Origin of the sequence: Pseudonocardia spirodelae (genome assembly GCF_037727765.1) — a bacterium.
In the GTDB taxonomy this organism is placed as follows: Bacteria; Actinomycetota; Actinomycetes; order Mycobacteriales; family Pseudonocardiaceae; genus Pseudonocardia; species Pseudonocardia spirodelae.
In genome coordinates this window covers 62865-75383 of the sequence record NZ_JBBJUP010000013.1, presented here as the reverse complement: position 1 = coordinate 75383, position 12519 = coordinate 62865, and the positions used below count along the sequence as shown (strand labels likewise).

At 75.4% G+C, this 12519-nt stretch carries 14 protein-coding genes; 1 reads left to right on the top strand and 13 read right to left on the bottom strand.

The features are described 5' to 3' along the window. Nucleotides 1-181: 181 nt before the first annotated feature. The gene (locus WJX68_RS16690; protein WP_340292070.1) at nt 182-1084 is read left to right on the top strand and encodes an HAD family hydrolase; all 903 of its coding nucleotides are present in this window, start codon (nt 182-184) and stop codon (nt 1082-1084) included. Nucleotides 1085-1091: 7 nt separating this feature from the next. Here the strand turns inward: WJX68_RS16690 and WJX68_RS16685 are convergent, their stop codons facing one another. The 13 genes from WJX68_RS16685 to WJX68_RS16625 form a co-directional block, all read right to left on the bottom strand. Next, nucleotides 1092-1496 carry a DUF5313 family protein gene (locus WJX68_RS16685; RefSeq protein WP_340291877.1) on the bottom strand — a complete coding sequence of 135 codons (405 nt, stop codon included), beginning with the start codon at nt 1494-1496 and terminating at the stop codon, nt 1092-1094. A 7-nt stretch (nt 1497-1503) separates the two neighbouring features. After that, nucleotides 1504-2472, bottom strand: a complete 969-nt coding sequence (locus WJX68_RS16680; RefSeq protein ID WP_340292068.1) for a lysophospholipid acyltransferase family protein — start codon at nt 2470-2472, stop codon at nt 1504-1506. A gap of 79 nt (nt 2473-2551) precedes the next feature. Then, nucleotides 2552-3598 (bottom strand): NAD-dependent epimerase/dehydratase family protein, encoded by a 1047-nt coding sequence (locus WJX68_RS16675; protein ID WP_340291875.1) that lies wholly within the window; start codon nt 3596-3598, stop codon nt 2552-2554. Between the two features lie 169 nt (nt 3599-3767). Next, nucleotides 3768-3869: a 30S ribosomal protein bS22 gene (locus WJX68_RS16670; RefSeq protein WP_010241351.1), complete on the bottom strand. Its 102-nt coding sequence runs from the start codon at nt 3867-3869 to the stop codon at nt 3768-3770. 209 nt (nt 3870-4078) lie between these two features. After that, complete coding sequence (locus tag WJX68_RS16665; RefSeq protein WP_062398062.1) at nt 4079-4291, bottom strand: helix-turn-helix domain-containing protein; 213 nt, start codon at nt 4289-4291, stop codon at nt 4079-4081. Between the two features lie 195 nt (nt 4292-4486). After that, nucleotides 4487-5287 carry a pyrroline-5-carboxylate reductase gene (proC, locus tag WJX68_RS16660; protein ID WP_340291870.1) on the bottom strand — a complete coding sequence of 267 codons (801 nt, stop codon included), beginning with the start codon at nt 5285-5287 and terminating at the stop codon, nt 4487-4489. Between the two features lie 20 nt (nt 5288-5307). Further along, nucleotides 5308-6126 (bottom strand): thioesterase family protein, encoded by an 819-nt coding sequence (locus WJX68_RS16655; RefSeq protein WP_340291868.1) that lies wholly within the window; start codon nt 6124-6126, stop codon nt 5308-5310. 10 nt (nt 6127-6136) lie between these two features. Beyond that, a complete protein-coding gene (locus WJX68_RS16650; protein WP_422785717.1) occupies nt 6137-7021 on the bottom strand; it encodes a sugar phosphate isomerase/epimerase family protein in 885 nt (294 codons plus the stop codon). A 2-nt stretch (nt 7022-7023) separates the two neighbouring features. Continuing rightward, on the bottom strand, nt 7024-8418 hold the full coding sequence (locus tag WJX68_RS16645; RefSeq protein WP_340291864.1) for a hypothetical protein: 1395 nt from the start codon (nt 8416-8418) through the stop codon (nt 7024-7026). Then, nucleotides 8418-9425 (bottom strand): Ppx/GppA family phosphatase, encoded by a 1008-nt coding sequence (locus WJX68_RS16640; protein ID WP_340291862.1) that lies wholly within the window; start codon nt 9423-9425, stop codon nt 8418-8420. Before WJX68_RS16640 ends, WJX68_RS16645 begins: the two co-directional genes overlap by 1 nt. Before the next feature lie 46 nt (nt 9426-9471). Further along, on the bottom strand, nt 9472-10161 hold the full coding sequence (locus WJX68_RS16635; RefSeq protein WP_340291860.1) for a response regulator: 690 nt from the start codon (nt 10159-10161) through the stop codon (nt 9472-9474). Nucleotide 10162: 1 nt separating this feature from the next. Then, nucleotides 10163-11416: a sensor histidine kinase gene (locus WJX68_RS16630; protein WP_340291857.1), complete on the bottom strand. Its 1254-nt coding sequence runs from the start codon at nt 11414-11416 to the stop codon at nt 10163-10165. A 355-nt stretch (nt 11417-11771) separates the two neighbouring features. Next, nucleotides 11772-12506, bottom strand: coding sequence for a phosphoglyceromutase (locus WJX68_RS16625; protein WP_422785716.1), 735 nt, complete (start codon nt 12504-12506; stop codon nt 11772-11774). Nucleotides 12507-12519 lie beyond the last annotated feature (13 nt).

Sequence of the window (12519 nt, the reverse complement as noted above, 5' to 3'; positions counted from 1 at the left end):
CCGGTCCCCGGTACGCACGACGACACGTGTCACGTACCGGAGACCGGGCCCGCGGGCGTGGGTCGGCAGTAGGGTGGAGCCGCGTCCCCCTCGGGGCGTGAGACGCCGTCGCACCAGGAAGGCCGCCGTGGTGAGTGATCCCGGGTCCGTCCCCCGCCTCGACCCGAGCGGGAGCCACGGGCTGTCGGAGGAACCCGGCGTGCTGGAGCGGGCGACCGCGCTGGACCCCGCGCAGCGGGCCGGTCAGGCCTCGGCGGCCGCGGCCGTCGCGGCCGAGGCCGACGACCACCCCGAGGGCCCGTCCGACGGCCCGCCGCCGGACCTCACCGCCGCCGCGTTCTTCGACTGCGACAACACGATGATGGTCGGCGCGTCGATCTTCCACTTCGCCCGCGGGCTCGCGGCGCGCAAGTTCTTCACCACCTCCGACCTCGCCGGGTTCGCCTGGCAGCAGCTCAAGTTCCGGGTCGGCGGCCGCGAGGACAAGGGCGGCATCGCCGGGCACCGCGACACCGCGCTGTCCTTCGTCGCGGGCCGGCCCGTCGACGAGGTCGTCGCGCTCGGCGAGGAGATCTACGACGAGCTCATGTCCGACCGGATCTGGGCCGGCACCCGGGCGCTCGCCCAGATGCACCTCGACGCCGGCCAGCGCGTCTGGCTGGTGACCGCGACGCCGATCGAGCTGGCCCGCATCATCGCCCGCCGCCTGGGCCTGACCGGGGCGCTGGGGACGGTCGCGGAGTCCGTCGACGGTCTCTACACGGGGCGTCTGGTCGGCGAGATCCTGCACGGCCCGGCGAAGGCCCACGCGGTCCGTGCCCTGGCCGCGTCGGAGGGGCTGGACCTGCGGCGCTGCACCGCGTACTCGGACTCGGTGAACGACGTGCCCATGCTGTCGGCCGTCGGCACCGCGGTCGCGGTGAACCCGGACTCGGAGCTGCGTGACGTCGCGAAGGCCCGGAACTGGCAGATCCGCGACTTCCGCACGGGGCGCAAGGCCGCCCGGATCGGCGTGCCGTCGGTGCTGGGCGCGGGCGCGGTCGCCGGTGCGGTCGCAGCCGGGATGGCGTACCGCAGGCGCTGAGGGACTGCTACATCCGCTCCCCCGGCGCGGTGCCGCGGTAGCGCTCGGCGTAGCGGCGCGCGGCGGCCGCACGCTCGACGGCGGTCGCGGCGAGCCTGGTCCCGCGGGCGGTGCCCGCCGGGTAGCCGGCCTTCACCACGCGGTGCTCGACGGACTCGTCCATCACGAACAGGGCGTACTGCAGCGCCACCAGCCACCCGAGCAGCAGTGCGGTCAGCCGTAGCCACGGCGGGCCCGGCACGACCAGCGCGATCGGCACCGACAGGACGGTCAGGACCGCCGCGGTGCGCGCGAAGTGACGCAGGTGCCAGGTGCGGCAGCTGCAGTCGTGCAGCACCCACTCGCGGTACCGGACCGGCAGCGCCCCGCCGGCGGCGTACCACAGCCACCGCAGCGGGCCCGGGCGCTGCACGCGGCCCTCAGCCCAGGAAGACGTTCCGGCGCTGTGACAGCAGCCGGTAGAGCGTGTGCTGGATGGTCTCGCGGACCTGGTCGGTCAGGTTGAACACCAGCATCGGGTCGTCCGCGTCGGCCGGCGTGTGGTCGTCGGTGCGGATCGGCTCGCCGAACTCGATGTACCACTTCGACGGCAGCGGGATCAGCCCCGCCGGGCCGAGCAGCGGGAAGGTCGGGGTGACCGGGAAGTAGGGCGCCCCGAACAGCCGCGCCAGCGGCGCCAGGTCGCCGATCTTCGGATAGATCTCCTCGGCCCCCACGATCGAGCACGGGATGATCGGCACCCCGGTGCGCAGCGCCGCGGAGACGAAGCCGCCGCGCCCGAAGCGCTGCAGCTTGTAGCGGTCGCGGAACGGCTTGCCGATCCCCTTGAAGCCCTCGGGGAACACCCCGACGAGCTCGCCGGAGGTCATCAGCCGCTCGGCGTCGGGGTTGCACGCCAGCGTCGCGCCGGCCTTGCGGGCGAGCGAGCCGGACACCGGCATGGTGAACATCAGGTCGGCGCCGAGCAGGCGCAGGTGCCGGTGCGAGGGGTGGTCGTCGTGCACGGCGACGGTCGTCATCACCGCGTCGAGCGGCAGCGTCCCGGAGTGGTTGGCGACGATGAGCGCGCCACCGGTCTCGGGGATGTGGTGCGTGCCGATCGTCTCGACCCGGAACCAGCGCTGGTAGAGCGGGCGCAGCGCGGGCAGCACCATCGCGTCGGTGAGCTCGCGGTCGAAGCCGAACTCGTCGATCGGGTAGTCCCCGGCGAGGCGGCGGCGCAGGAACTCCAGGACCTGCTCCAGCGCGGCCTCCCAGGCCGGTGTGTCGCTCTCACCCGGGTCGGCGGCCTCTGCCACGGCCGACGGCCGCACCGGCTGCTCCTCGTCCCGAGCGGGCCGGGCAGGCCCCCGGTTGCCCCGGATCGGGATCACCCGCGCCTCGGCCATGCCGTCGCCCTTCGTCGTGCCGCCCGGGCGCCCGCCCGGCCGCCCACGCTCCTGTGTCCTCATCGTCCGGTCCCGCCCGTCACCGCAGTGCCCGGGCGGCACCGAGCACGCCACGCTCGATCGAGGCGATCCGCTCCGGGCCGAGGACCGGGCTGAGCGCCTTGCCGCGGACGAAGTCGTCGAACGCCTGGGTGGTCGTCCAGCGCGGCTCGAACCCGAAGTCGTCGCGCAGGCGGGTCAGGTCCACGACCCGGCCGAAGTTCAGGAAGCGCATCTGCTCCGGGGAGAAGTCCACGACGCGCGCGCCCCGCAGCACCCGGCTCACCGGGCCGACCGCGCCGCTCGGCACCGGGACGGCGATCTTCCCCGCCCGGCGGATCGCCTGGGAGAGCATCAGCACGCCGTGCGCGGCGACGTTGAACACGCCGGGCAGCTCGTGGGTCGCGGCCCGCTCGAGGACGGCGAGGCCGTCCTCCTCGTGCAGCAGCTGGATCCGCGCGTCGTACCCGAGCACGGTGGGGACCACCGGCAGCGCGAAGTACCGGGAGAGCACGGTGTCCATCCGCGGGCCGATGAAGTTCGCGAACCGCAGGACGGTGGTGGTCACCTCGGGTCGGCGCCGGCTGAAGCCGCGCAGGTAGCCCTCGATCTCCGCGGCGTCCTTGGCGTAGCCGCCGGACGGCAGGTCCTTGGCCCCGGTGGCCTCGTCGAACACGGCGGGGTCGCGGGAGCTGGAGCCGTACACCGCGGTCGTCGACTTGAGCACGACCCGCCGCACGCTCGGCGCCTTCTGGCACGCGGCGAGCAGCTGCATCGTGCCGATGACGTTCATCTCCTTCATCGTCGCCCGGCCGCCCGACGAGGCGGGGCTGGCCGAGAGCGACGCGTGCACGACGGTGTCGACGTTCGCCGAGGAGATGACCTTCGCGATGAGCGGGTTGCGGATGTCGGCGCGCACGAACTCGGCGCGGCCCATCCGCTTCAGCAGGTCCCGGGGCGGCGGGACGGTGTCCACGCCGAGGACCCGGTCGATCGACGGGTCCGCCGCGAGCCGGGCCGCGAGGTGCCCGCCGAGGAAACCGCTGACCCCCGTGACCAGCACGACGTTCGGGGTCGGCTGGGCCATGGGGCGCTCCGTTCACCGGGGGCGGGGTCGAGAACCGTGCCGATCGTAGTCCCGCACCGTCACCCCGGGCAGGGAACCGTGCACGTGAGGTGCGCGACGCCGGGGGGGCGCCGCGACGACACCGGCCGCGCACCTGCTCAACGGAGCGGGTGCGCGGCCGGTGCGCGAGTCACTTGCCGAGCTTGCGGCGCTGCACCCGGGTCTTGCGCAGCAGCTTGCGGTGCTTCTTCTTCGACATCCGCTTGCGGCGCTTCTTGATGACCGAGCCCATGGGTGCTCCTCCTGTGTCGACGCAGATCGTCAGCGACCGCTCCACCGGGTGACCTCGGAGTGGGCCGCCCGCACGATCCGTGCGCGCGGGCGCGGTGTGCAGGCCGGGCGACGTCCGCCGGAGCGGGACGACGACGCGATGCGACCGGTGGGGGTCGGCAGCCGGTTCGCCAGTCTACCGGTGCGGACCGGGCGTCACCCCACCGGGGATCAGCCGGCGTCGAAGTAGGCGTTGCGCAGGTAGTCCTCGACGGCGCGCTGCGGCACCCGGAAGGAGCGGCCGACCCGCGCGGCCGGGAGCTCGCCGGAGTGGACGAGCCGGTACACGGTCATCTTGGAGACCCGCATCATCGACGCGACCTCGGCCACCGTCAGGAACTGGACCTGGGACGGTCGCAGGGGCTCAGGACGTTCCGCCGCCATGGGACACCGCCTTCCTCCCCCGGGACGGGTCCCCCCGGTTCGCCCGGTGGTGGGGGATGCGGATGCAGTCTACCGGGGCGCGTGTGACGATCGGTCCGCCAGAGGGGGGCCCGATCGTGCCACAGCTCGGCGCGTCAGAGTGACTATTAGTCACCCGATGCGCTGAGCGGGTGAGGGCGGGCGTGTCGGGCCGCGTCAGCCGCGGCCGAGGGCGACGGACCGGTCGTGCGCGGCCGTCACCGCGTCGGCCATCGCCGCCCGCAGGCCGTGGCGCTCCAGCTCCCGCAGGGCGGCCGCGGTCGTCCCCGCCGGGGAGGTCACGTTCTCCCGCAGCACCGCGGGGTGCTCGCCGGTCTCGCGCAGCATCCGGGCCGCGCCGAGCGCGGTCTGCACGGTGAGCTCGGTGGCCGCCGGGCGGGTCAGCCCGAGCGCGACCCCGGCCTCGACCATCGCCTCGGCGACGAGGAAGAAGTACGCCGGTCCCGAGCCGGACAGCGCCGTCGCCGCGTCCTGCTTCGCCTCGTCGAGCCGCAGCACCGCGCCGACGGTGGACAGCAGCGCCTCGGTCGCGGCGAGGTGCTCGTCGGTGGCGTGCGCGCCCGGGGAGATCGCGCACATCGCGGCGCCGAGGAGCATCGGGGTGTTGGGCATGACCCGCACGACCGGGGTCGCGTCGGGCAGCACGCCCTCGAACAGCGAGGTCGGCAGCCCCGCGCACAGCGAGACGACCAGCGTGCCCGGCTCGATCGCGCCGGCGAGGTCGCCGAGCAGCGCGACGACGTCCTGCGGCTTGACGGCGACGACGACCGTCCCCGCCCCGCGCACGGCCTCGGCGAGCGGCGCGGCGGTGATCCCGAGCGACGCGGTCAGCTCCTGCGCGCGGGCCTCGTGGCGTTCGGCGACCACCAGGTCACCGGCGTCCCGCCCGGCGGCCAGCAGCCCGCCGAGCAGCGCCTCGCCGATCCGTCCCCCGCCCAGTACCGCGATCCTCGTCATGGGGGCAGCGTAGGAACCCCTCAGCGCGCCAGCGGGGCCAGGGCGAGCTGGCGGGCCTGGCAGACCGTGCGCCCGGCCGCGTCGACGACCACGACGTCCTCGTCGAACTGCGCGCTCGACACCGTGTGCGAGCGCGATCGGACGCGCAGCCAGCCCGGCGCCGGACGGGCGCGCAGCAGGGCGGTGAGCTGCACGGTCGGCGCCCAGCCGAACGTCCCGCCCAGGTTGAACACGGTCGGCGGCAGGATGTCGCCGGCCATCAGGGCGAACAGCACGTCCACGTCCTCGCCCCGCGGGCGCACCCAGCCCGCCATCTCCGGCGGGCCGGTCTCGCCGCGCAGGAACGGCAGCGAGCCGGGCGGGTAGCGCATCTCGCAGGCGGCGGCGAGCCCCCGCGCCCCGCCCTGCGCGTCGGCCGGGTCGACGGCGTCCGGGCCGGGCTCGGCGGCCAGGCCGGGCTCGGCGTCGATGCGGGGGGCGTCGTCGGGGAGGACACCCGCGGTGACCGTGGAGTGCAGCATCAGCTTCTCGTCCTGGAACAGCCGCACCGCGACCGAGGACACCGTGCGCCCGATCTTGAGCGGGGTCGCCTCGATCTCGACCGGGCGCAGGTCCGGGGCGCGCAGGAAGTCGGCGGAGACGGCCAGCGGGTCCGGCGACGGCGCGCCGTCGGCGGCGAGCCGGGCCAGGCCGGACTTGGCCATCAGGACCATGAGCAGGCCGCCGAAGGCCTTCGGGCCGATGGCCCAGGTGTCGTCGAGGTGGGCGCGGAAACGCCCGCCACCGAGGTCGTCGAGGACGTGCGCGTCGGCGAACGGCCGGGCCGTCGTGCTGCTCATGCCGGTGATGTTACCCGCGGGTAGGGACGGCGCTCTGCATCGTCGGCGTGAGGTGCAGCCGGGCGAACAGCAGCGACTCGGCCAGCAGCCCCGTCCGCTCCTGGCGGGTGCGGCAGCGCCGCGTCGACACCTCGAGCACGACCGTGCCCCCCGCGTCGGCGAAGCGGGAGTCGGCCAGCCGCTGGCAGACCTCCGCGCACGGCTGCGCGCCGCGGCCCGGGACGAGGTGCTCGTCGCGCGGGGCGCCCGAACCGTCGGTGAGGTGCAGGTGGGTCAGCCGGTCACCCATGCGCTCGGCGAGGTCGAGGGCGTCGACACCGGCCGCGGCGGTGTGCGACAGGTCGAGGGTGTATGCGCCGAACCCGACCTCGGTCGGGTCGTGGCCGAGCGCGTACGGGACCGTGCTGATCGCGCCGCGGGTCACCGGGAACATGTTCTCGACCGGGAGGGTGACGTCGTGCACCTCGCGGGCCCGGGCGACCTCGTCGGCGAACACCCCGGCGTAGCGGCGCTGCCAGCGGAACGGCGGGTGCACGACGACGGTGCGCGCGCCGAGCCGGGCGGCGACCTCCACGGTGCGCCGCAGCCGGTGCACCGGGTCGGCGCCCCACACCCGCTGGGTGACGGCCAGGCAGGGCGCGTGCACGGCGAGGATCGGCACGCCGTGGCGGTGCGCGAGCCGCTCGACCGCCCGCGGGTCCTGGCTGACCGGGTCGGTCCAGATCATGAGCTCGACGCCGTCGTAGCCCAGCTCGGCGGCGATCTCGAACCCGGCCGCGACGCCCTCGGGGTAGACCGACGCGGTCGACAGCGCGACCGGGGGGACGCGCACGTCCCCGGGCGCAGGCGGCAGCGAAGGTGTCACAAAACGTGGAGTCGTCGCCGCGTCGCGCATCGTTACCGGTCCAGCAGCACCAGGATCGCCGGGGAGACGGTCAGCAGCAGGCCGACCATGACCGCGAACAGGGTCGTCCGCAGGTCGTCGTGGCGCAGCAGGGCGCGCACGCCGAGCACCAGACCGACGGTGATCGCGACCGCGGCGACGATCGCGACGACCGGCAGCGAGGTCCACAGGAAGCGGAACAGCACCCAGATCGCCGCGCCGGCGACGGCGCCACCGATCCACTGGCCGATGACGACCGCCCACCCCTGCCCGGTGCCGGCCGCGCCGGTGGGGGCCTCGTCGCCGAGTCCGGCGGGCGGCTGCGCACCGGAGTCCTCGACGGCGCCGCGGCGGCCGAAGCGGCGGCGGGCGGGCTCGTCGTCCTCGACGGCGCCGCCGTCGAGCTCGCCGTGGTCCTCGTAGTCGTCGTAGCCGTCGGGGGCCGGGCCCGGACGCTCGGGGGCGAGCACGCCGGTGCGACCGGGGTCGGCGTCGTGGTCGTCGTCGGCGAACGGGTCGTAGGCACCGGTCACGGGGCCGCCGTCGCCCGGGTACGGACGGGCGGGGTGACGGCCGGTGGCGTCGTCGTCGTCCAGGGGCGGGGCGCCGAACTGGGTGGGCGGGCCACCGTCGTCGTCGGCCGGTGCGGACGGGCGACGGGCGCCGAGACGGCTGGTGGGGATCTCGTCGGCCACCTCGTCGGCACCGGGCGGCGGGCCCCACGGCGCGGGGCGCGGCGCCTCGGGGGCGCGGGCGGCGAAGCCCTCCGGCCCGCGGGGGCCGCGGGGGTCACGGGCGTACGGGTCGCCGTAGGGCTCGGCGCCGTACGGGTCGCCGTAGGGCTCACCGCCGTACGCGTCGCCGTGGGGCTCGGCGCCGTAGGGGGCGCGGGCGTACCCGTCGGGGCCGTGCGGGTCCTGGCCGTAGGCGTCCGGGGCGTAGGGGTCCCGGCCCCACGGGCGGCCGTTCGGCGGGCCCTGCGGCTCGGGCGCCTGCGGCCGGACCGGCGCCGCGGCACCGGCACGGCCGGGGTGGACGCCGTTGCCGCGCGGCGCGTTGCCGTTGGGCACGAACGGGGCCTCGGGCCCGCGCGGGGTCTCCGAGGGGTCCGGCCGGCGGGCCGGCGGGAAGGACGGGTGCTCACCCGCGCCGGGCCCGTCGCCGCCACGCGGGGCGAAGCCGCCCGGGGCCTCCGGCGGCGCGGGCGGGCGGACGCGGTCGGCGGGCACCGGCCGGCGGGGCGCGGCCGGGGCCTCCGGCCCGCCGTGGCCCGCCGCGACCGGGGCGCCCGCCGGGACCTCGTCCTCGGACGCGCGACGGCGGCGGCGCCGTCCGGGCTGCTGGCCGCCGTTGGCGGCCAGGAGCTCGGCGACGGTCCGCTGGCGAGGCTCTCCGCTGTCCACACTCATCACGACCACCGTGCCCTGTGTGTTGTCAAGGGTCCAAGCCCGCCCCCGGAAATCTGCGCCGAGCGGTCGTCCCCGTTCGTTCCGTCGAGCATGTCGAAGCGACGGAGGATCACTCCCTCGCGCAACGCCCACGGGCAGATCTCGAGCTCGGTCACGCCGAGCGCGTCCATCGCGGCCTGTGCGACGACGGCCCCGGCGACGAGCTGGTGCGCCCGGCTGGGGCTCACCCCGTCGAGATCGGCGAGGTCCGGACCGGACATCCGGGTGATGAACGCCGAGAGCTGCCGCAGCCCCTGCGCGGTGAGCGTGCGCCGGGCGCCGGGCCCGGCGCTGGACGGCGCGGCACCGGCGAGGCGGGCGAGCGTGCGGAAGGTCTTGGAGGTGCCGACGGCGCGGTCGGGCCGGCCCGCGGCCCGCAGCCGTCCGGCGACGGGGGCGAGCTCGTCACGGACCCGTTCGGTCAGCGCGGCCACCTCCGCGCGCGACGGCGGGTCGGCGGTGAACGCCTCGCGGGTCAGCCGCCCGGCGCCCAGCGGCACCGACGCGGCGACGTCCGGCGTCTCGTCGCGCCCGACCGCCAGCTCCAGCGAGCCGCCGCCGATGTCGAGCACCAGCAGCCGCCCGGCCGACCACCCGCACCAGCGGCGGACGGCCAGGAAGGTCCAGCGCGCCTCGTCCTCGCCGGGCAGGACCTCCAGGGCCACCCCGGTCTCGCGCTGCACCCGGGCCAGGACCTCGGCGGAGTTCGTCGCGTCGCGCAGCGCGGACGTGGCGAAGGCCAGCAGGTCGTCGCAGCCGGCGGCGCGGGCGGTGTCGCGGGCCCGGTGCACGCTCTCGAGCAGGGCCTTCACCCCGTCCCTGCCCAGCGCGCCCTTGCGGTCGAGATGCTCGGCGAGGCGCAGCTGGTCCTTGTCGGAGGACATCGGCTTCGGGTGCGCGCCACGGTGGGCGTCCACCACCAGCAGGTGGACGGTGTTGGACCCCACGTCGAGAACGGCCAGGCGCACCCGATCAGGTTACCGAGCCGTTATGCGGCGGCGGGCAACCCCTCGGTCACACGTCGAACTTGTAGCCGAGGCCGCGCACCGTGACGAGGTGCTTGGGCGTCGAGGGGTCGCCCTCGACCTTCGAGCGGAGCCGCTTGACGTGCACGTCGAGGGTCTTGGTGTCGCCGACGTAGTCCGCGCCCCACACCCGGTCGATGAGCTGGGCCCGGGTGAGCACCCGGCCGACGTTGCGGAGCAGGTACTCCAGCAGGTCGAACTCCTTGAGCGGGAGCGCGACCTCGTCGCCGTTGACCGACACGACGTGCCGCTCGACGTCCATCCGGACCGGACCGGCCTCCAGCACGCCGGTGCCGCCCTCGGCCTCGACCCCGGCCTCGCCGCCGCGGCGCAGCACGGCGCGGACGCGGGCGATGAGCTCGCGCGCGGAGTAGGGCTTGGTGACGTAGTCGTCGGCGCCGAGCTCCAGCCCGACGACCTTGTCGATCTCGCTGTCGCGGGCGGTCACCATGATCACCGGCACGGCCGAGCGGGAGCGCAGCGCCTTGCAGACGTCGGTGCCGCTCATCCCGGGCAGCATCAGGTCCAGCAGCACGATGTCGGCGCCGTTGCGGTCGAACTCGCTGAGCGCGTCGTTGCCGTTCGCCGCGACGGCGGTGGTGAAGCCCTCCTTGCGCAGCATGAACGCGAGCGGGTCGGCGAAGGACTCCTCGTCCTCGACGATCAGCACCCTGGTCATCTCATCCTCCGGTGGTGGCGGTCTGCGGGGAGCTGCCCTCGGCAGCGCTCCCGTCGGGGGTGGCCGCGACGCCCATGCGGGCGGGCAGGCGCATCGTGAAGGTCGATCCGGTGCCGGGGCGGCTCCAGAGCCGCACCTCGCCGCCGTGGTTGGCGCAGACGTGCTTGACGATCGCCAGGCCGAGCCCGGTGCCGCCGGTGGCCCGCGAGCGCGCCGGGTCGACGCGGAAGAAGCGTTCGAACACCCGCTGCTGGTGCTCCGGGGCGATCCCGATCCCGCGGTCGGTGACGGCGATCTCGACCGACCCGTCGCAGGCGCGCCGGCTGACCGACACCGACGAGTCCGCGGGCGAGTAGGCGATCGCGTTCTCCAGCAGGTTGGTCAGGGCCGTGACCAGCAGCGTGCGGTCGCCGTCGACGACCAGGCCGGACGGCGGGTCCGCGGTGACCTCGACGGCGTGCGACTCGGCGGAGTTGCGGCTGCGCGCCAGCGCCTCGGACACGACCTCGTCGACGTCGACCTCGGCGAGCTCGGGCAGCCGCTCGGCGCCGGTCAGCCGGGACAGCGCGATGAGCTCGGAGACGAGGTTGCCCATCCGGGTCGCCTCGCGCAGCAGCTTGTCGCCGAACCGACGGACCTCGGCGGCGTCGGCCTCGTGGCCCTCGGCCGGCTCCAGCCCGTCGAGGCTGTCGAGCAGTGCCTCGGCGAGCAGGGCGACGGCGCCGACCGGTGTCTTGAGCTCGTGGGACACGTTGGCGACGAAGTCGCGCCGGGTCGCCTCCAGCCGCGCCACCTCGGAGATGTCGACGGCCTCGACGAGCGCGAACCCGTCGCCGAGTGAGCGGATCCGGGCCTGCACCGCGACCGGGCCGCGCGGGGTCCGGTCCAGCGGGGAGAGGTCGACGGTGAACTCGCCGGAGGCGAGCAGCCGGTCGCCCCCCTGCACCCGGCGGCAGGCGGCGAGCGCCCGCGGGTCGAGCCGGTCCCCGCTCACCGCGCCGAGCGCGGCGGCGCGCGGGTTGTGCAGCAGCACCTCGCCCCCGGCCCCGACGACGGCGAGACCGGCCGAGGAGTGCCGGAAGGTGCGGTGCAGGAGCTCGCCGAGGGTGGGACCGTCGGCGTCGGCCCGGTCCGCCGGAGGGCGGCCGGTGCCGGGACTGGGGCGGCCGTGCGACGACCGTCGCGCCAGCACCGCCCCGGCGACGAGACCGAGGAGGAGAGCGAGGGCCGTGATCAGCCACGCGAGCGTGGTCACGGCTGCATGGTAGGCAGCCGGGGGTACCCCCTGACCAGCGCCGGACACCGGATGGTGACGTCCGCGACCCCTCCGGACGACACTGTTCGGCCCCCGTTCACCGTGGGTTCTCCCAGCCCCCCGCCGAGCCCGCGCCTCCCCGCCCCCGGGGCTGCTCCGAGGGGCACCCTCGTTGCCCTCTAAGCCACGAGAGTGCCCCTGGGAGCACCGCCGGGGCACTCGCCGCGCACCTGCCGAGGATTCGCCGCGCCCGCGCCTCCCCGCCCCCCGGGCTGCTCCGAGGGGCACCCTCGTTGCCCTCTAAGCCATGAGAGTGCCCCTGGGAGCGCCGCCGGGGCGCCGCGGGCGGCGGCGGTCAGCGGCCCTGGTTCGCGACCCCGGCGATGGCCTCCTGGGCGGCGGCGGGGTCGAGGTAGCGCCCGCCGGGGGTGGTGGGGCGCAGGTCGTCGTCGAGGTCGTAGACGAGCGGGATGCCGGTGGGGATGTTGAGCCCGGCGATGTCGGCGTCGGAGATGCCGTCGAGGTACTTCACCAGAGCGCGCAGCGAGTTCCCGTGCGCGGCGAGCAGCACGACCTTGCCGGCGCGCAGGTCGGGCACGACGGCCTCGGTCCAGTACGGCAGGAAGCGGTCGACGACGTCGGCCAGGCACTCGGTCAGCGGCGCGTCGATCCCGGCGTAGCGCGGGTCCGCGTCCTGGGAGAACTCGCTGCCCTTCTCGATGGGCGGCGGCGGGGTGTCGTAGGAGCGGCGCCAGAGCATGAACTGCTCCTCGCCGTACTGCTCCAGGGTCTGCTTCTTGTCCTTGCCCTGCAGGGCGCCGTAGTGGCGCTCGTTGAGCCGCCAGTCGCGCTTCACCGGGATCCAGTGCCGGTCGGCGGCGTCGAGGGCGATGTTGGCGGTGGAGATGGCGCGCCGCAGCAGCGAGGTGTGCACGACGTCGGGCGCGACGCCCGCCTCGGCCAGCAGCTCGCCGCCGCGGCGGGCCTCCGCCTCGCCCTGCGACGAGAGCGGCACGTCCACCCAGCCGGTGAAGAGGTTCTTCGCGTTCCAGTCGCTCTGACCGTGGCGCAGCAGTACGAGGGTCGGCATGGCGGACAGCCTG